We start from the raw sequence: 20,188 nt of genomic DNA on the forward strand, positions 1-20,188 counted from the left end.
GGGCAGTTCAAATGCCGGAAGAATGGTTGTTAAACACAATATCCTCCGTTCCTCTTTACCAACAAATTTACGAATATATAAAAGGAAAAATAATAAATGGGGAATGGTCTGTAGGGACTAGACTTCCTTCACAACGGGATCTTGCGAAAAAATTCCAGGTTAATCGAAGCACTATTGTATATGCTCTTGGCGAGTTACTAGCGGAAGGATTAATCGAATCAAAGGTAGGAAAAGGAACCATTGTTGTAAATAATACATGGAGTTTACTTGCCTCTACTCAACCACCTGATTGGAATAGTTATGTCAAATCAGGTTCCTATGAACCGAATAAGCAATTCATTCAAGAAATCAATAGGGTCGAAGCGAATCCAAATATGATCCGCCTCGGCACAGGAGAACTTTCTCCAGATTTATTGCCTGTTGCAAAAATTAAACAACTCTTTCAAAAGCAATCTTCAAAAACTATTTCTCTGGGATATTCAGAACCCAAAGGTAGCCTATACCTCAGAGAAATAATCAGTGAATATTTAAAATCTAAAGGAATTATGGCCTCGCCTTCTTCCATCATGATTGTTTCCGGAGGAATCCAGGCATTGCAATTAATTTCTTTAGGCTTATTACCGCGCGGCTCAACTATTTTCCATGAAATTCCCTCTTACCTAAATTCAATCCATGTATTTCAGTCAGCAGGGATGAATTTGTTTGGGATTCAAATGGATCATGAGGGAATTCTTACAGAGGGGATTGGAAAATTTAAAAGACAGCATAACGGTGCATTACTTTATACCATTCCTTCTTTTCATAACCCAACAGGTATTTTAATGTCTTCCAATAGACGGGGGGCATTACTGAATATATGTAAAAAAGAAAGATTACCTATTATTGAAGATGACGTTTATGGAGATTTATGGTTTGATGGTCCACCACCGTCACCACTAAAGGCAGCGGATGACCAGGGATTGGTTTTATATATCGGAAGTACGTCCAAGACCTTTGGTCCTGGATTGAGAATTGGTTGGATTGTTGGCCCTGAACCCGTCATCGATCGTTTATCCGATATTAAAATGCAAACTGATTATGGGGCGAGTTCCTTATCACAATTTGCCGTTGCGGAATTCCTATCAAGTGGTCTATATGATGAAAACATTAAAAAGGTTAGGGATGAACTAAAATTACGTTGTAACTTTACGATTGATATACTAAATAAGCATTTTAAAGATTTAGCAACTTGGAATCAACCTAAAGGCGGCTTTTACATATGGCTTTATCTCAAAAAAACAATTTCGGTTCAAAAATTATTTAAAATGGCTTTAAATGAGGGAATCTTGCTAAATCCAGGCAATGTATATGATCGAAATGATCAACAACATCTTCGCTTGTCCTATTCCTATGCCCCATTACGCCATCTAGAAAAGGGATTAATTAGACTTTCAGAACTCATTAAGAGTCTTTCCTATTAATTAATGGGGGCCCACCAACAAAGAGCTTTTGCGTTGGGAAGGCTCCTTTTTTATTGAAATGCTTATAAACAATGCATCATTTCTTCCGCTTCATCCCATTTAACCGAAAACCCTTGTCCCTTTGAACAAAAGATGGAGGAAGAAGTATAGTCTGGATCCGCATTTTTATCATACCTAATCCGTTCGATTACTTCCTCCGCATTATGACAGCAGTCATAGCCAGCAAAGGTTAGGCTAATTCGTCCTTTCCCTTGTGTAAAAGAGGCTAGTTCCATGCTGTAGTTCATAAACGTCTCAACAGGAACGATTCCAGTTAGGATTGCTTTCTCTCCATCGGTCATCGGAGTATCAATACGGCCATAGGCAGCCTGCACATCTGATAAAACACGGCCCATTTGATTACTAGTAACTATAATCTTAAAGTGGTAATAAGGTTCGAGCAGGATGTTATTTGCCTTTTCCAATCCCTGTCTCAATGCGCGGTATACGGCCTCCCGAAAATCCCCGCCATGCGTATGCTTGTTGTGTGCCCTTCCCGTTAATAGCGTTACCTTTAAATCGGTAAGCGGCGAACCGGTAAGCAGACCGTGATGTTCCCGTTCAACTAGGTGCTGCCCTACCAGGTTTTGCATGCCAATGGATAAATTATCGGTATGGCAGCTGCTTTCAAAGAGGATTCCGCTGTTTCGCTTTCCGGGCTCTATTTTTATATGTACTTCCGCATAATGTCTTAGTGGTTCAAAATGACCATACCCAATTACCTCGTTTTCAATCGTCTCCTTATAAAGAATCTCTGGCTGTTCAAAAACAATCTTTAAATGGAATCTTTCAAATACGATTTGCTCAAGTACTTCTAATTGAATGGTCCCCATGACATGAAGATGAATTTCCTGCAGGCGTTCCTCCCAAGTTACATGGAGAGAAGGGTCTTCTGCATCCAGCATCAGAAAATATTTTAAAGCTTCTTTCGGATTCACCCCGGGCTCGAATACCACCTTGGATCTTAGGGTTGGTACCATATCATATACTGCTTTTTCCTCCAAGGCGCCTACACCATAACCAACAGAAGCATTAGTGAGACCGGTAACTGCAAAAAGTTCCCCCGCAGAAACTTTGTCTATTTGTCGATAATGACCGCCATTATACGTACGGATTTGAGTTACCTTTTCCATCTCTCCATTTCCATAAGTGATCTCATCCCGTACCTTTAACGAGCCTTTTAATGCTTTAATAAAAGTGACTCTTGTACCATTTTCATCATAGCGGATTTTATAGACCCGGCCTGAAAAAGGTTCGCCGCTATCAAAATCTGTAACCGTCAATAAATCAAATTTTTCCAGGAAGCTTTTCACACCAATATCCTGAAGTGCTGATCCACTTGCACAAGGATAAATTTGAGCAGCTTAAATCATGGATTGCATTTTTTGAAGCCATAAATCTGGTTCATACCCATTTTCCATATAATACTCGAAAACTTCTTCGTCCCTCTCGGCGATAAATTCAATCAATTCATCTGACATTTTTCCATCAATGAAGGATGTTGAAATTTCGCAAATATCCTTTGTAAAATTGCTGCGAATTTCTTCTAATACGCCATCGACATTTGCTCCGGTACGATCAATTTTATTAATAAAGAAAAAGGTTGGCACATGGTGTTTTTTTAAAAGACTCCAAACCGTTTCTGTATGTCCTTCAATTCCTTCAACTGCACTAATCAAGATAATTGCAAAATCCATCACTTGGATGGCCCGCTCCATTTCCGGAGAAAAATCCACGTGCCCCGGGGTATCAATTAGATAATAGTTCGAATTTCTATATTCAAACATACCTTGGTCAGCAAAAACAGTAATGCCGCGCTGTTTTTCAATCTCATGGCTATCAAGAAAGGCGTCCTGATGATCAACCCGACCTAGTTTTTTAATACTTTTTGTATGAAAAAGCAGCTGCTCAGAAAAAGTCGTTTTTCCTGCATCCACATGTGCTAAGATACCAATTGTTTTGTTCATATTCCAGGGTACTCCTATTCTATTGTTACAGTTATCATCTAAACCATTATATCAGTATTATCAGAGTTTCACTTTGAAATGAAAAACATAAGGAGCCAGGCGTTTACCCCATAAATCTATAGGATCTATTAATTTATCCTTTTGAAAGTTTTTATATTATTGTTTTTTTATATTCTATTTCGCTGAAGATCTTAAAAAATATGTTGATTCTTTGACAGACTTCACTTCTTCTTTCTTAATCAGATATCATTAATTGTGACAAACTAAATACTTTCTGTTCCATATTTTACAACCGCCAATCCGTTTTCCACTTTCGTTAGAAAAAAATAGACCAGAACCTTCCTGTTCATCAAATTTCCAGCCTTGGCTTTCTATTGTTTCAATAAATTTTTCTTGACCCTTTCCCTTATCATTCAAGGTAAGATACCAGTTTTTATTATTGTGAGTTGTTACTAAAACAATATCATCTTTAGATTGTTCTAATTTATCAATAGCTTCACTTGTGCTGATTGAATTAACAGGAAAAGGCTCCTTATGTTGTAACAAAAATAAAGCTGCAATTACAAACAATACCAGAATAACAACCCCTATTAATATTTTTGGATTCAAGGATATTCCCATAGTTTTCGCCTCCCTTTTAAACATATCAAATTCCCCAAACAAAAAAACAGCTTTTTCCAAATTTTCCAATTAACATCGTTTTTAAGTATGTTTTTGACCATTAATTAGAAATTCAACCATGACTTTAACACATCCTAAAAATAAAGAATAGCCTCACCAATTAGGTGAAGCTTTGCCTTATTCCCTATACTGTATTGCTAATCCCTTTAAGAAATTCCTAGCGTATTTATCTCCGCATACTTTGTAATTCTTATGTCCTTCTTTTCTTAATAGCGCGCTTAATTCTCCTTTTGTGATCGTGACACCTGCATCTTCTAATATTTCAATCATATCTTCACTTGTTAGGGATAGTGCAATTTTTAACTTCTTTAGCAATACATTATTAACACTTCCATGATCCTTTATGGTCATAGCTGGTCTTTCCGGCTGTCCTGGTTTTGGATCTTGTTTTCCTCTTTTAAAGATAATAAGTCCATTTAAAAATGACTCGAACATGAAATTATTGCATTTGATAATATTTTCATCTTCCTCTAAATCAACATCATCGTAATCGTCCTTAGATTTTGTGAGGACCTTTAGCACTTCTTCCTTTGTTAATTCAATGCCGCCAAGTTTAAAAATCTCTATCATATCGGTATTTTTTATATCTAGAGCATATCTTAATCTAATTAAGATATCATTATTGGTCATACTCATCATTAAACCTCCTAATACATTAACTAATATCACCAAGAATAGTCCTTACTATTGTATCTCAAGCACTTGCCAGCAATACAATAATTACCCATTTAAGACAATCCCCATTAAATTAATAGTTTAACACTTTAAAGACATGTTTCATAGTTTTGCCTGTTGACCACAACTTTCTAATCATAAAGAAAACTCGCCGACTGGCGAGCCCCTAAGGGCGAAGACAGAGGCGTAGTTGCACTTATGCCTGATAGGAAAGTTATACTTTCCTATCGGCAAATAAAAAATCACAGACTATCTGCCTGTGATTCACTGTAAAGGAAAGAAACCGTCGATATGTTCAACCGCTTCGGGAAGTGTAAGACAGATTTTCCGCACACTATCAAGCATGCTAGCCGCCTCTTGTGTTTTCATGCTTTTTTCACCTATCTTTGGAGCCTATTTGGCATTCGTATCTGGCTGATGAATTCCAATGACATTCCCTTCGGTATCTATATAGTATCCCTGCCACGCCATTCCTGGCAAAGCATATTTGGGCAATGCAACTTTACCGCCATTTTCAATAATTTTTGATTCCGTTACATCGTAGTTTTCCACTCCCATTGTACAAACAAAGCCATTCACCGCCTGATTTGATTCCGGCGGAACACTTTGACGCTGCATCAATGCACCATTGATTCCTAGTTCATTTTCATCGCCGGTCACAGCTCCAAAGTAAGGCATCCCTGCATACTCACTCCAATCTTGAAATGTCCATCCAAATACCTCTCCATAAAACTTCTTTGCCCGTTCCATGTTATTCACATGAACTTCAAAATGAACTAATCTTCCCATGATTACCTCCTACTTTTTATAAAAATTTTTTCTTTAAACATTTCGGTTTTTCGCTTCCGATTTCCTCCCTATTATCGTGAAGAATATGGAAAAATATTCAATCATTATAAGTATCAAGGGGGAGTTCAATGGCAGGCATGACCCTATAGGACAATTTTTGTTTGTACATAACAAAAACCCAGTATTTTAACTGGGTCGAAAATTTATATTAAACTGTTTATCTTAATTTAACTTAACAGTTTCAGTAATATGATAGCCAATATTACAGTTGAGGCGCCGCCGATTCTGGTAGAAACTTGGGCAAATGGCATCAAGGACATTCTGCCTGAAGCCGATAGAATCGCCACATCACCCGTTCCCCCTAATCCACTGTGGCATCCTGTAACAATCGCCGAGTCGACTGGGTACATTTTCATCAGTTTTCCGACAAAATAACCTGAGCTGATCATGGCCAAAACAACAGCAACACAAATAATGACATAGGCAGGTGTTACAATTTTTACAACATCCTTAAGTGGAATATAAAGCATTCCTAATCCCACCATTAACGGCCAGGTCAAACTGCCTGATACAAATTTATATAAGTGAAAAGCACCTTGTTCCATTTTTACCGGCATGACTTTCATGCTTTTTACAACCGCGGCTGCAATAATCATTAACACTGGACCCGGAATACCAAGAAATTTATTCCCAAGACCACCTAAGATAAAGAAACTACAGGCAATGAGCAGTCCTGCACCCATTAGTGGAAAATCTATTGGCTTATCAATTGACGTTGCTCTCGTAATGCCATCGCCGCCCTTTGTTTTCACTAACACTCCATTACCGGTTAGTTCAGGTTTTTTCTCGCCCAAGCGTGAAAGAATACCGGCACAAATAATAGCTACTGTATTTCCGATGACCGCAGCAGGGATTAATTGGCCTACAAAGGTTTCAGAGGCTTTTCCAAGCACTTGTCCATAACCTATTGAAAGAGGCAAAATTCCCTCTCCAATTCCGCCGCCGATAATCGGAACAACGATGTAAAAAATAGTATGTTTAATGCTATATCCAAAAAGTAAGCCAACCAAAGCTCCAACGACTACTGCGGATATCGTCCCGACAATAAGCGGTACAAACATGCGGGTAAATCCTTGAATCAACACCCTCCGATTCATGCCAAGAATACTACCCACTACTAAGATTGAAATATAAAGATACAAAAAGTTGGATGTTTTCATCAACTGAGTAACGGCATTCATCCCCGTTGTATTGATCACATTAAAAAAGACCAATATAGAAGGAACTAAGAGTGATAATATCGCCGGACCGCCAATATCTTTTAGGATTGGGATTTTCATTCCGATATCCCCGAGAAAAATCCCCATTACCATAATAACGGCGAACCCACCGAGCATATCTGCCGGAAGCTGTTTATAAACAGCAGCTGCATAGACAACAACTGCGATAATGATATAAAGCGGAAGCGGTACTACCCCAATTTTGACACTGCCAAATTTGGCTATAAAGCTTTTCTTTTCTTCACTTTCCTCCGATACCGCAGTAAGCGGTTCCAGCTTTCTTACCGGTTCCATACGTTCATCCCCCTCTTGATTTATAGTTCTATAATATTCTGTCTAAAAGCGCTTTCACAGTTTGTGTAAGTTTAGAAAGTATTTTTGTAAATAAAAAAAGCGGAAGCGCCTTGTTCAGTCTAAGGCAAGTGCTGGAGGACCTGACAGTGAAGTCGTTCTTTGACTTCATTGGCAGGGCCGAAGCAACCTAGGAAAAAAGCAGTTCATTTTTTCCCTCGAGGGGCTAGGCGCTGGAGCTGGACTATAAAAAAAGTAAGCAGTCTTTAAACTGCTTACAGAAAGTTTTTGATGAGATGTTCCTTAAATCGGTTGAATTCATGCTGATACACAGGCCTTCCAACCGTACCATAAATCACTTTCACTTCAAGGATACCCAATTCTTTTAAAAAATTTAAATATTTACGAACGGATACGCGGGAGATTCCTACAAGGTTTACCACTTCCTCTGTTGAAAACGGTGTATCCTTTAACTCCTGAATCGCATCCCAAATTTGTTTTAATGTATCTTTTGTGATCCCCTTTGGAAGTTCTTCCATCAGCGGTTTATCCTCTCGATGCAAAAGCTGCGAATCGAGTACCTCCTGGCTGATCACTGGCTGTGTTTGAATCACCGCTGCTTGATCTTTATAAGATGACAATGCCATGTTAAAACGGTCAAATTCAAACGGCTTAATTAAATAATCAACGACACCATGCCTTAAGGCTTTTTTGATTCGTTCCATATCCGATGCAGCCGAAATAATCACCACATCTGTCTCTTTATCCTTTTCTCGGAGATAGGTTAACAGTTCCAGACCCTGTTTTCCCGGCATAAAGATGTCTAAGAGTATCAGATCGATTTCTTGTTTTTCCAACAATCGAATGGCCTTATCCACAGAAGGTACCATTGCTGTTAATCTAAATCCATCCATTTTCTCAAGGTATCTCTTATTTAATTCCGCTACCATTGGGTCATCTTCTACAATCATTACACGGATCATTCTGCTAACCTCCCCTCTGCTTTATACGGTAGATATACGGCAAAAACCGTTCCCTTTCCAGGCTTGGAGGAGAGAATTAATTCCCCTTCCAGCTTATTAACTGACTGTGTGACAAGATACAATCCGAATCCCCGGTTCCCCCCTCTTGTAGAGAAGCCTTTTTGAAAAATTTGATTTTGTAACTCCTCGCTCATCCCTTTTCCTGTATCTTTTACCTCAATGGTTAAAATATCATCGCCATACTCGAACCCTACCGCTATTTTTTTGTTTGGACAATTATTTACAGCCTCAATCGCATTATCCACTAAATTACCAACAATAGTAATAAGGTCGTGGGTTACATCAGGGTCCGCCGGCTGCGGAAGCGGATGGTCACAGGAAACCGATAATTCCACCCCTGATTCTCTTGCATAACTTAATTTTCCAATGATAAATCCGGATAGCACAGGATCTTTTATTTTTTTTGTCACAAAGCTGATTTCACTTTTCCGATGTCCTGCCATTTCATTAATGTATTGTACCACTTTATCATAATTACCCATATGGACCATCCCCAGAATCACATGGAGCTTGTTCATAAACTCATGCGCCTGGGCCCGAAGTGCGTCGGCATAGATACGTACTCCTGTCAATTGTTCAGCGAGCAGTTGTATTTCTGTTTTATCCCGAAAGGTAGCAATCGCTCCCACTACTTTATTTTCAACGATCACCGGAACTCGATTCGTTAAGATGGTAATGCCATTTAAATTTTGTTCTACATCCAATTCGGCTTTACCGGTTTTTAATAAATCGCTTAGGCGGGTGGAAGACATATATTCTCCAATACTTTTCCCCATTGGGTTTCCTTGCAAGCCTGCTTTTTCAAACAGTTTTAAAGCCGCCCGATTCACAAGCGTTACCTTGGATTCTTGATCAACAGCTAGAATCCCCTCGCGGACGGATTGCAGCATCGCACTTCGCTCTTCCAATAACTTGGAAATCGCAAACGGTTCAAGTCCCAATAGGATTTTTTTAATATATCTAGCCAGCATGACTGCTCCCAATATACCAATTAAGATGCCAATCACTGTCCCAATAAAGACTCCGGTACGGCTTTTATGAACGGCCTTTTGGATATTATTCAAGGAAATCCCGACAGCGACCGCACCAATTTGCCGCCCGCTTTCGTCCTTTATGGGTGTAAAATAGCGTAAAGAAGGCCCAAGAGAGCCTTTTGAAGTGGATGCGTACTCTTTTCCTTTCAGGACAGGCCCCTGATCCCCGCCTTTAAACGGTTTTCCTACCATTTCAGGATCAGGATGGGACTTTCGAATCCCTTTCATATCCATCACCACAATAAAGTAAACATTTGTTACCTTTCTCATTTCATTTGCGAATGTTTGAATCTCCGTTTCATCCTGTTTTCCACTCATGGCATCAATGACAAGGGGACTATGGGCAACCATTCGTGCCACATTTCCCGCTTTTTCGGCCTGACTCTCCTCCGTCCCGGAAGCCACCCTCGAACTGATTAGCAAGTCCGTAATTAAAAGGGAAAGGGCAACCACTACACATACAAAAACAATAATGACCGACTGTAAGCTCCATCTTCCTTTTCTCATATTTTCCTCCAACTTTTTAACAGCAGCAGAATCCCCACTATTTCCATTACTTATTTCTAGTATGTGGAGTATATCCTTTAGAAACACAAAAAGGCCGCGAAGCTTCCTGTAAGGAATAGCTTCGCAGTCTCGCTAGTTGTCTTTAACTTATGAGCAGGATGGCCCCTGCGACAATGGGTGTAAGAACCATTGCACTTTTTAATACCGGCTGTGGAGCAAGTCCTGTAAACTTAGCCCCGGCATAAGAGCCAATCATCGTTCCTGCCACTATCTCACAGCTAGGATGAGATAGTCTCCCTTAAATAGTTATGCTTTTGGAGTTTTACAAGCACTGATTATTTTTCACCAACCCGCTCTAATAAACGCTGCTTGATTTCTTCTACATTTATACTTCTTTGAGCCACCCCTGTTTCCATCGCTGCAGATGCAACAGCGGCGGCTACATGTGCTGCAACCCTAGGGTCAAATGGATCGGGAATCACATAATCTGCATGAAGTTCTATATCGGAAATTAAATCGGCTATCGCATAAATAGCAGCAAGTTTCATTTCCTCATTAATTTCTTTAGCCCTAACATCTAATGCTCCACGGAAAATCCCAGGGAAGGCAAGGACATTATTGACTTGGTTTGGAAAATCTGATCGGCCAGTTCCCACAACAAGGGCTCCTGCTTCCTTTGCTTCATCCGGCATAATTTCCGGCACTGGATTAGCCATTGCAAAAATAATTGGGTTCCGCTGCATGGAACGAACCATTTCCTTTGTTACCGCCCCCGCTGCGGACACACCAATAAACACGTCCGCCCCCTCAAGGGCATCCGCTAATGTTCCTTGTTTTTTCTCCCAATTTGTGATTTTCGCCATTTCTTCCTTAAATGGATTCATTCCAAACGGCCGTCCTTCATAAATGATGCCTTTTGTATCACATAAAATGACATCTTTAACTCCCATGTGAAGTAAGAGTTTCACGATTGCGACTCCTGCTGCACCAGCACCATTGACGACTACCTGAATCTCTTCAATTTTTTTATCTGCCAATTTTAATGCGTTTATTAAACCAGCGGCTGTTACAATCGCAGTGCCATGTTGGTCATCATGGAAAACAGGAATATCACAAGCCTTGCGCAGTCTATCCTCAATTTCAAAGCATTGCGGCGCGGCAATATCCTCCAGGTTAACCCCTCCAAAGGTTGGTTCCAGCAGTTTAACCGTCTCAACAATTTTATCCGTATCGGTGGTTGCTAAACAAATCGGGAAGGCATCCACATCCGCAAAGGATTTAAATAGCACTGCCTTTCCTTCCATTACAGGCATCGCTGCTTTTGGTCCGATTTTTCCAAGCCCGAGAACCGCTGTTCCATTTGAAACAACTGCAACCAGATTTCCCCTTGAGGTATAATCATAGACCTTGGTCTCATCTGCATGAATGTCCAGGCAAGGCTCGGCCACACCAGGTGAATATGCTAAACTTAAATCGTTTGCATTCTGGACAGAAACTTTTGAATAGATTCCAAGTTTTCCTTGATTTTCCTTATGCATTTTTAATGCTGCATCTCGTAAAGTTGCCATTTGATATTCCCCCATCGTTATAAAATTTCAAACCAAAGTAGAACTTTAAAAGTTTTTTGTAATGATGTTTTAACTGGGTTTATAATCTCATTAGGTAAACGTTTCCATTAATGTGGGCCCTTGTTTTTCTACCTATATCTTAGTCTCCCGGTTCAGATTTTGATAGATTTTGTAATTAAAAAAAGCAAAGGATCACCTAAAAAAAAGGTGCCCAAAAGTTCAACTTGAACTGTGACACCTTCAAATTTATATTTAGTTTATTCCCGTGGTTCACGACATTAATTTGGACGGATTAGATCGGCTATTAAAATATACCGCTTTGGTGCGTCACCAATGTATGAAAATGGATAACAAGTCGTAACTGTCAGTGTAGCCCTAGGTTTCGGGACTATCACTGTTCGGTCATCGGCATCAACAATCCGAGTTCTTATTACTTTATAAGTAAACTCTCCTGCAGTTGTCTTTACGATTAATAAATCACCCTTACCGATTTTACCAAGCTGCTTAAACACGGTATCCCGGTGACCCGAAAGAACAGCATTATCCTTTTCACCAGGCAATACACTGCCTGCATAGTGACCAACTCCCCTTACCAGTTCATCTTCATTAGCCCCATGAAAAATCGGTAGAGTTTTGGAAATCTTGGGAATCAATAATTCACCAATCCGCTCCCCGATTTTAGGGCGGACTGGATAAAGAGGCTTCGGTTCTGTCTTTGCTTTTACTACTTTTGGTACCACTTTTTCCTGTTTATTTACTTTTTGTTCTGTAACTGTTTGATAGAACATAGGCTTAACATTTAAAAACACAATCCATAGGCCTGCAAGGACTAGTAGGATGCTGATCCATTTTCGTGCCGGGATTTTCATCCTCATTAGACTTGCACTTTCCTCTTACGATACAAGATGACACCCAAAAGGGTCAATATGGAACCAACCAGTACTCCTTCCATATAATTGCCTGCTGTATTTGGCAGTTTCCCACCTTTAATCGTATGCGGCTGCTCTGCCTTAGTTCTTTTTACAGCGGTTTTAATTTTTTTAACACTCTTTTCAACTTTTTTCATATCCTGAACCGTTTCGTCGATCAGTTCGGAATTAAGCATATCTGCAGGCAATAAGGCATCTGCAAGAAGCTCACCCTTATTATTATAAAGCTCAACTAACAATCCATATCCCCCTGCATCCTTCATCTTAACAAGCTCACTCATGGTAACTGGTTTCTTTTCGCTTCCTTTAACCAAATAGAACTTCGGATTTAATTCAACTATGTTTAAAATTTCTTCCGCAATGCTGACCAACTCGGCAGCCTGTCCATCTGTAAGCTCACTTGTATTTTCTAATGCAATGAATGGCTCAAGTCGCTTTTCAATGGACGCCATTTTTTCTTCAACTGCAGCCTCATCTAGATTGAGGCTTTCAAAGTGGGACATCAGTGCCATAATTTCATCTTCAGTAATTCCTAATTCGGAAACAATATTCTCTATTTCATTACCACCGATATAAATGGCAATAGCCATATCCAGATCTTCAATGGATTCATAATTGTCCAGTGAATCATCATTTTTTGCTAATAATTCCTTTAATTCTTGCATGGTCATTCCATAATCTTTAAGCAGTCCATTGAGGTTTTCATCCGTAATCGGAGTGCCGCTTTCCTCTGTATAATAGGACACTGTAGAATCAAGGGCATTTATATATCGAAAGACATCCTGAATGTTGTCCCCTTCTTCCATTTCCCCGTTATCAATAAGAAAGGCAACAAGGTCATCTTCATTCTCAAACTCGTAATCTTTTATTAATTTCTGTAGGTTTTCCTCCGTAATGGGCTCACCAAGTGTTTCTTTTAGTTCATCAATCGTAGAAAAGTCTTTCAAGCTCATATCATAGAAGTATTCTAGATAAGATTCTAAATCTTCTTCTGTCCAGTTATTTTCGTTTAAAAATGCAGTTAGTTCATCTGGTGCCACTGCATTGCCCACTGCCGGAAAACATCCAAACAGAAGGACGGCTGCCAATAAAATCTTTTGAAAATTATTCAATTCTACTTCCCCCAATAATTTTTTTATAATAGAAAAAAGTGTTCCAATTATGTATTTTAGAGGGAAAATAGTAGGTTAGATAGTGGATTTTGACATGATAAACCCACGGACTTTTGGAACGTTTTATAGTAAAAAAGATTCGGTCAACTAAATCTTTTTTACTATAAAAATCCCCTTCTTTCGGCTTGGTGCTATTACCCATGTTTTAAACGGCTATCATCGTTTCAAAAATTACAGGAAAAAGTCCTGCAATCCGTTTGAAATTGATTGTCGGCAGTATTACTTGTTTTCATTTTTCGTGCATCCCGCAAACTACACTGGACACACTCATATGAAAGCAGAAGGGTTCGAGAATTTTAAAATTTCTCGAACCCTCCTTATTATTCTATCAACATATACTAACCATTTTATTTATTGTATTTCAATCATAGGAAGCCATTGTTTGAAATTCTTCACTTGCTTGCGGAGTTACGTAAATGGTTCTGCTAGGAAACGCAATTTCTACTCCCTCTGCCTCTAATATTCCCATGATTTCTAAATTGATTTCATGTTTAATTTTAACATGTTCTGACCAAACGGTAGAATTCGTGAAAAAATAGACAAGAACATCGAGACTACTCTCATTATAATGATCAAATGCCACCATAACCGTATCCGGATGAATTTCTTCATGATTGTTCAACATAAATTCCATTCGATTGACCACTCTTTGAATTTGTTCTTTAGTGGTTCTATAATTGAGTCCCAAGTGGAACGTGATTCGTCTCTTTCCCATACGGCTCCAGTTGGTAATGGCTTCATTAGCAAGTGTTGCATTGGGAACAGTAACGAGAGCCTGGCTGAAAGTGCGAATTTTAGTACTTCTGAAATTGATATCCTCTACTATACCCTCAACGCTCGGTGTTAAAATCCAATCCCCGATGGAAAAAGGTTTCTCTGTTACAATGACCACTCCACCAATTAGATTCCCAACTGCTTCTTTGGCAGCTAAAGCAAATGCCAGCCCGCCTAAACCAAGACCTGCCACCAGGCCATTTACGTCATAATCAAATTCCTGACCAATAATACTGATGCTAATGGCAATCATGATAACACGGATGATTCTACAAATAAACGGAATGAGTATTAAATCAATTTTATTGTTCAGCTTTTGATTTACGCTTATTAATAACCCTGATGTGGGAGAGGACAAATTAAACAATCCCCATGTAATTAATACGATCACCATTGAACGTATTAATTTTAAAAACAATGCATTTTGTTGTTCCATAAAAGGGAAATAATCCATGGCTAGGTACAAACCGATAATAATGAAGAACCATCCTAAAGGTCGTTCAAAACCTAAACATATTTGCGTAATAAAATCAGTTGGTGTTTTTCTAGACATTTTTAAAATCAACTGAAACACATATTTTGTAAATAGGTTTCTAAATAAAATAAATAAAAGCAAAATCCCTAAAGAAATTCCTAGATTTTTTAACATGTCATAGTCAAGCTTCGACATTGAAAAAGCCATTACAAATGAATCAAAAGACATTTCTAAAATACCTTCTCCCTTTTCAGATTCCTATTTTAGTCATTACGATTGACGGAAAAATAAGTTCCAATAACACCTGCTTTTCAAGCCATTACATCATAACTTTTTTAACAAGATATTTGAATACAACCAAAGTCTCAGATTAAATCTGAAACAACTCAGATCTTATATTGGAAAGAAGACAGAATAAGGGTTTGACAAGAAAAGACTCCTTATTCCCTTTAGAAGATGGAGTTACCCTCTATTTACCTTTAATATTTATCAATGGTTGCAGCTGTTACCATTTTACGATTGGTAGTTTTTTTGTTCATGTTGCTTATCTCCTTTAAGGATTTGTCAAGGATGAGTATCTTTTAATTGTTTTCGATTTTACTCAGTATATAACCGGCTTAATGTTGTCTTTCACTGTTATTTTGCGAAACACGGTAAAAATGTTGCCCGATTTATCTTTTACCGTGTAAGTCAGAACATAGACTCCTTTTCCTATTGAATTTTCGATTTGAATCAAGGACCAAAAGGAACAAAGTACCTAAACATAAAAGACACAAATGCAAAAACTGAAATTGTACATATGCAAGCTAAATGCGAGAGAATGTACAGGATCTTACTTTTTCCTTCAATGAAAAACGAATAGAAAAAGCCAAATAACGGGTTCAGTATTAAAAATGGTAAGGAAATAGCGATGGTCACTTTGCCAATCATATGGACAATCTTAGAATCGACTCCTGATAATCTCAATACACAAAAGAGTAACACAGACACAACAATTGTAGCGATAAGGGAAGTTAATGCAACCTTTGACGTCTTACGGAAAAACTTCTTCATTATAAATCTCCCTTTTTCTTATGTTTTAATGATATATATTCTCTACATGGAAATGATTTCCTCCCTTAAGGTCATCCTTACGATCATTAAAACCTCTACCCATTCGTTCATTAAACTAAAAAAGGATTGAAATTCCATGAACCGGTGTTCAATGGACTCTCAATCCTTTTATCTTTCCAACTGATTGATCCTAAAAGTGCCACTCGAACCGTCCCCGCGGCACTTCCTTTTATCTTTCCTACTGATTGATCCCAAAAGTGCCACCCGAACCGTCCCCTCGGAATTCACCCTCGGAATTCAAAAATCTCATCAGCAGCTTGGTGATACCCACCAGATTTTTGAAAGGATTCCCTAATAGTTGCAACAGCTTTATGGAAAGATGGCTGGTTTAACACATGATCTGCGGCTTCACGCAGTTGATTTGCAGTTAAGCTTTGCATTTCTAATTTAATACCGGCTCCAATATTGGCAACTTGCCCGGCAATGATCGGCTGATCGGCGCTTTGTGGGATTACAATGAGCGGTACCCCGAAATAGAGACCTTCATGAGTACTGTTCATTCCACCATGTGTGATAAATAATTTAGTGTATTTCAGCACTTCAATTTGTGGAACATAATTTTTTACAATGAAGTTTTTAGGAATCTCCCCTAATTCAGATAGTTGAGTTTTTTCCCCAATAGACATGACAACGGTATATTCACTGTTGTCAAATGCCGTAAAACAAAGCTTATAGAAATCAATTGCTTGGTTAAATACAGTACCCAGTGAAATGTAAATTAGACTTTTACCTTCAAGTGCAGTAAGGTCGAAGTTTTCCTGTTTCAACCGTGAAGAGATGGATGGACCTACAAATTTGTAAGTTTGGTCGAATGCTTCTCCAAAAGGTTGAAACTCCCTCGTAGTATAAACAATTGTAAGTGGTGCAGGGTTACAAAAAACTTCGTATGGAGATTGGACCTCTACACCATATTTATCCCTCACCATTTCCGTCAAACGATGAAATTCATCGTATATTTCTACAGGAATTTTTTGAGAAAGCTGTTCCAACATTTTATCGAATGATGCTTTTGTCTGCGCAAAAGAAGTACAAGAATTGATTGCCGGAAGGTTAAGGATTTGGGCAAGCATACGACCACAACCAAACATAGAATCGTGGATGATGTAATCAAAATGCTCTCCCTTGATCTGTTCAAGCACGCTAGATATGACGATATCTGCCGTAAGTAAAAGGCCGTTGATTCTTTCGAGTAAATAGTTTCTTCCACCTGAGATAAAGGCTTTTATAAATTTTTGACCGTCAATTGTTCGTACAGTAGCACCTGTCTTCTCCATACGCTCTCGAAAATCTTCGATTGTAAAGTATACTACCTCTTCTCCACGTGAAATAAGCTCTTCCACAACTCCAATCGTTGGATTGACATGTCCTTCTGAACCGCCATTAATAAATAAAACCCGTGCCATTATTTATCACTCCTTAGGTAGAATATTTTTAGATTTTGTAATCGTAAGAATTATAATCCCATACCATTGCTAACTCAAAGCCACATCCTTGAATTTACGAGTTTAAAATAAATATAGCTTATTTATCCCCCTAATAAAAATAACTAACTCAACCATGGTTTGGAAAAGGAATAAATAAGTACGATTCACCCTAACATTAATAACATCGAAACCCTATAGTCCAAATGGAACAATTAAATGTAAATATTTCTCCAAGGACATTCGACAGACTTCTACTTTTTTCCTAAATATTTTTATGAACCAATGCCTAATTTACCATATTTAGCAACCTATTCTATGATAAAATACCTATATATCTAAAAGCGTCGTTAAGCTTTTTTAAAAAAATTCAATTTTTTAATTAAATATTTTATTCCAAACACTTTCTATTCAATAGTTATATTGGGAGCGAATTTCATGTTTTGGTTTTGGAAAAAGAATTGGTTGATTTACTACACACTTTTTCAAACTCTTGGCTATTATATCTGGATTTATTACTGGAAGGATAATGAGAGTCTAAGAACAATAGGAGGAAATATCTTCTCCATTTTAGCACCACTCTTTTCGTTCATTACATTATTTCTTGTTTATAAAAAACTGAAAAACAATGATAAATATTTTTGGTTGCTCATGTCTTTAGGAAGCTTCAGTTATGTAATAGCAGAGGTAATTTGGGATTATTATGAAAATTTCTTACGAGTAGAGGTTCCATTTCCTGGCTGGCCCGACCTGTTCTACATGCTTCAAATTGTTTTTTACCTTTTAGCCTTTCTTTTTAAAATCTGGTATAAGAGAGATGGCTTACATCTTATAAAGTTCATCTTTGATACTTGTATTATTATGACTGTAGCCATTACCTTTAGCTGGTATTTCATCATAAAAGAAATTCTAACCCAGCACCATGTATCTACTTTATTTAAGTTCGTTTCAATGGGGTATCCCATTGGAGATTTGATTCTCATTCTGGGTGCGGTCAGTTTCTTAATGGGTTCAGAATATTTTTTCCCTTCTAGAGTTTTATATTTAATTTTGGGAAGTTTAGTAATTCAGGTATTCGCTGATTCAGCCTTTTTATACTTATCAGCTAAATCTCTCTATGTATCAGGAGGTCCCTACGATCCTTTATGGGCACTGTCACTATTACTAATGGGGATTTCAGGCACCTATTACCGTCCAGATAATAATAAAAATTATTTCCAAGACATAAATAAAAAAAAGAAGACCTATTTCATAAAAGATTTTTTCTCCTTCCGGTTATTATTGCCTTATTTAAGTGTTATCTTTTTATTTATGGTGATGATTATACAAAGGAGAGAGATCAATAGTTTAATTGTAGGGTCTGCAGTAGCCATTTTTCTCGTTATTTCCAGACAAATTTTTACACTATTGGAAAATCAGACATTGTTAACTAAGTATCATACTCTTACAGAAGAATTAGAACAGAAGATAGAGGAAAGAACAGAAGAACTAAGCAATAAAAATCAACAACTCATTACTGCTGTGCACAAGATGAAGCACATGGCCTACCATGATGTGTTAAGCGGTTTACCAAATAGAAGGCTTTTTTTAGAGCATCTGTCCATTGCTATAGCTGACGCAAAACGCAATTCATATAAATTAGCAGTTGTCTTTATTGACTTAGACCGTTTCAAAAATATCAATGATACATTAGGACATGATTTTGGTGATTTACTCTTAAAACATGTTTCAAAGCAAATGTTAAATTGTTTACGTAAGATGGATACGATCTCTAGACAAGGCGGCGATGAATTTACAATATTATTAAACGAAATCTCAAATGAAACGGAGATTATTCAGTTAATCCAACAACTCCAATCGATCGTTGCAAAATCTATTAGAATTAAGGGACATGAATTGCATGTTTCCATGAGCATTGGTATTGCCGTGTATCCAGCGGATGGAAGCAGTCCCGAAGAGTTAATGAAACATGCAGACATGGCAATGTATAGTGCAAAAGAAGGGGGCAGAAACAGCTTCAAGTTCTTTTCTACAGAAATGAATGATAATATTTCACGAAAAATGCAACTTGAGAATGGGTTACGCAAAGCTATTGCCAATGATGAGTTTATCCTGCATTACCAACCCCAGGTAAATATTGAAACTGGAAAAGTAATTGGGGTGGAGTCTTTAATACGTTGGAATCCGAGGGATGCCGGTCTAATTTCACCAGGTGAATTTATCCCATTAGCAGAAGAAACCAGACTTATTATCCCTATTGGTGAATGGGTCCTTTACAATGCATGTAAGCAGGCCAAAATTTGGCATAATTCTGGATATAGTAATCTAAAACTTGCAGTCAACCTATCACCTTTACAATTCCTACATGAAAACTTAGTCAATATGGTTTCTACTATTCTTAAGGAAACTGGATTTAATCCATACTTTTTAGAGATAGAGATTACAGAGGGCGTCGCTGTATATGATGCAGAAGAAGCTATTTTAAAGATGCAGGCTTTAAGAGATTTAGGAGTTCGAATTTCTATTGATGATTTTGGGACAGGATATTCCTCTTTAATATACTTAAAAAGGTTTCCCATTAACACGTTGAAAATTGCGCAACCATTTATCCAAGATATCATAAGAAACTCCAGCGATAAATCACTCGTCAGTGCTATGATATCTATGGCTCATAGCCTTGGCTTATCCGTCATTGCCGAAGGAGTTGAAACAAAGGAGCAACTTCATGCTTTAGTAGACCTCGATTGTGATGAAGTACAGGGATATATATATAGTAAACCACTAACTGCCCGGCAATTTAATGCAATGATTGAAAGGGACTTTTTAGCTGATCAAATTACACTCAGCCACTAAAGGCGAGGTAATCTATTGTTATTGCTTGTTTCTTATGAAAATAGTGCTAAAGATGAACACAAAATAAATTTATGTTGTTATGAAATATTTTTATCACATGAGTTCAAATATAAACGA

General features: G+C 38.0%; 14 protein-coding genes and 1 pseudogene. 2 read left to right on the top strand and 13 right to left on the bottom strand.

Going from position 1 to position 20,188, the window contains the following annotated elements; genetic code table 11:
* Positions 1–11 precede the first annotated feature (11 nt).
* Complete coding sequence (gene pdxR / locus J2Y67_RS07520; RefSeq protein ID WP_310172400.1) at positions 12–1,460, top strand: MocR-like pyridoxine biosynthesis transcription factor PdxR; 1,449 nt, start codon at positions 12–14, stop codon at positions 1,458–1,460.
* A 62-nt stretch (positions 1,461–1,522) separates the two neighbouring features.
* Here the strand turns inward: pdxR and J2Y67_RS07525 are convergent.
* The 13 genes and pseudogenes from J2Y67_RS07525 to J2Y67_RS07585 form a co-directional block, all read right to left on the bottom strand.
* Positions 1,523–3,466: pseudogene (locus J2Y67_RS07525) on the bottom strand (GTP-binding protein).
* Between the two features lie 249 nt (positions 3,467–3,715).
* Positions 3,716–4,147: a hypothetical protein gene (locus J2Y67_RS07530; protein ID WP_310172402.1), complete on the bottom strand. Its 432-nt coding sequence runs from the start codon at positions 4,145–4,147 to the stop codon at positions 3,716–3,718.
* A 117-nt stretch (positions 4,148–4,264) separates the two neighbouring features.
* Positions 4,265–4,783 (bottom strand): YehS family protein, encoded by a 519-nt coding sequence (locus tag J2Y67_RS07535; RefSeq protein ID WP_310172405.1) that lies wholly within the window; start codon positions 4,781–4,783, stop codon positions 4,265–4,267.
* A gap of 432 nt (positions 4,784–5,215) precedes the next feature.
* On the bottom strand, positions 5,216–5,611 hold the full coding sequence (locus J2Y67_RS07540) for a VOC family protein (RefSeq protein ID WP_310172406.1): 396 nt from the start codon (positions 5,609–5,611) through the stop codon (positions 5,216–5,218).
* A 227-nt stretch (positions 5,612–5,838) separates the two neighbouring features.
* The gene (locus tag J2Y67_RS07545) at positions 5,839–7,185 is read right to left on the bottom strand and encodes a 2-hydroxycarboxylate transporter family protein (RefSeq protein ID WP_310172408.1); all 1,347 of its coding nucleotides are present in this window, start codon (positions 7,183–7,185) and stop codon (positions 5,839–5,841) included.
* Between the two features lie 272 nt (positions 7,186–7,457).
* The gene (locus tag J2Y67_RS07550) at positions 7,458–8,165 is read right to left on the bottom strand and encodes a response regulator (protein WP_310172410.1); all 708 of its coding nucleotides are present in this window, start codon (positions 8,163–8,165) and stop codon (positions 7,458–7,460) included.
* Positions 8,162–9,766 (bottom strand): DcuS/MalK family sensor histidine kinase, encoded by a 1,605-nt coding sequence (gene dcuS, locus J2Y67_RS07555; protein WP_310172412.1) that lies wholly within the window; start codon positions 9,764–9,766, stop codon positions 8,162–8,164. Before dcuS ends, J2Y67_RS07550 begins: the two co-directional genes overlap by 4 nt.
* Positions 9,767–9,908: 142 nt before the next feature.
* Positions 9,909–10,034: a hypothetical protein gene (locus tag J2Y67_RS07560; RefSeq protein ID WP_310172414.1), complete on the bottom strand. Its 126-nt coding sequence runs from the start codon at positions 10,032–10,034 to the stop codon at positions 9,909–9,911.
* A 67-nt stretch (positions 10,035–10,101) separates the two neighbouring features.
* Positions 10,102–11,334, bottom strand: coding sequence for an NADP-dependent malic enzyme (gene ystJ / locus J2Y67_RS07565; protein WP_310172418.1), 1,233 nt, complete (start codon positions 11,332–11,334; stop codon positions 10,102–10,104).
* A 278-nt stretch (positions 11,335–11,612) separates the two neighbouring features.
* On the bottom strand, positions 11,613–12,209 hold the full coding sequence (locus J2Y67_RS07570; RefSeq protein WP_310172419.1) for a class D sortase: 597 nt from the start codon (positions 12,207–12,209) through the stop codon (positions 11,613–11,615).
* Complete coding sequence (locus J2Y67_RS07575) at positions 12,209–13,375, bottom strand: processed acidic surface protein (RefSeq protein ID WP_310172423.1); 1,167 nt, start codon at positions 13,373–13,375, stop codon at positions 12,209–12,211. The genes J2Y67_RS07570 and J2Y67_RS07575 overlap by 1 nt, the downstream gene beginning before the upstream one ends.
* Positions 13,376–13,796: 421 nt before the next feature.
* Positions 13,797–14,912, bottom strand: a complete 1,116-nt coding sequence (locus J2Y67_RS07580) for a mechanosensitive ion channel family protein (protein ID WP_310172426.1) — start codon at positions 14,910–14,912, stop codon at positions 13,797–13,799.
* 1,109 nt (positions 14,913–16,021) lie between these two features.
* Positions 16,022–17,200 (bottom strand): macrolide family glycosyltransferase, encoded by a 1,179-nt coding sequence (locus J2Y67_RS07585; protein ID WP_310172427.1) that lies wholly within the window; start codon positions 17,198–17,200, stop codon positions 16,022–16,024.
* Between the two features lie 456 nt (positions 17,201–17,656).
* Here J2Y67_RS07585 and J2Y67_RS07590 point away from each other — a divergent pair, with 456 nt between their 5' ends.
* Complete coding sequence (locus tag J2Y67_RS07590; protein WP_310172431.1) at positions 17,657–20,071, top strand: DUF4084 domain-containing protein; 2,415 nt, start codon at positions 17,657–17,659, stop codon at positions 20,069–20,071.
* The last annotated feature ends 117 nt before the right edge of the window (positions 20,072–20,188 follow it).

It is taken from the genome of Neobacillus niacini (genome assembly GCF_031456445.1).
Classification (GTDB): domain Bacteria; phylum Bacillota; class Bacilli; order Bacillales; family Cytobacillaceae; genus Neobacillus; species Neobacillus niacini_I.

Excerpts from the sequence above, each read along its gene's own strand:
- J2Y67_RS07540 (WP_310172406.1), bottom strand. The coding sequence starts at position 5,611 with ATGGGAAGATTAGTTCATTTTGAAGTTCATGTGAATAACATGGAACGG.
- J2Y67_RS07585 (WP_310172427.1), bottom strand. The coding sequence starts at position 17,200 with ATGGCACGGGTTTTATTTATTAATGGCGGTTCAGAAGGACATGTCAAT.
- J2Y67_RS07590 (WP_310172431.1), top strand. The coding sequence starts at position 17,657 with ATGTTTTGGTTTTGGAAAAAGAATTGGTTGATTTACTACACACTTTTT.
- dcuS (WP_310172412.1), bottom strand. The coding sequence starts at position 9,766 with ATGAGAAAAGGAAGATGGAGCTTACAGTCGGTCATTATTGTTTTTGTA.
- pdxR (WP_310172400.1), top strand. The coding sequence starts at position 12 with ATGCCGGAAGAATGGTTGTTAAACACAATATCCTCCGTTCCTCTTTAC.
- ystJ (WP_310172418.1), bottom strand. The coding sequence starts at position 11,334 with ATGGCAACTTTACGAGATGCAGCATTAAAAATGCATAAGGAAAATCAA.
- J2Y67_RS07545 (WP_310172408.1), bottom strand. The coding sequence starts at position 7,185 with ATGGAACCGGTAAGAAAGCTGGAACCGCTTACTGCGGTATCGGAGGAA.
- J2Y67_RS07570 (WP_310172419.1), bottom strand. The coding sequence starts at position 12,209 with ATGAGGATGAAAATCCCGGCACGAAAATGGATCAGCATCCTACTAGTC.
- J2Y67_RS07550 (WP_310172410.1), bottom strand. The coding sequence starts at position 8,165 with ATGATCCGTGTAATGATTGTAGAAGATGACCCAATGGTAGCGGAATTA.
- J2Y67_RS07535 (WP_310172405.1), bottom strand. The coding sequence starts at position 4,783 with ATGAGTATGACCAATAATGATATCTTAATTAGATTAAGATATGCTCTA.
- J2Y67_RS07580 (WP_310172426.1), bottom strand. The coding sequence starts at position 14,912 with ATGTCTTTTGATTCATTTGTAATGGCTTTTTCAATGTCGAAGCTTGAC.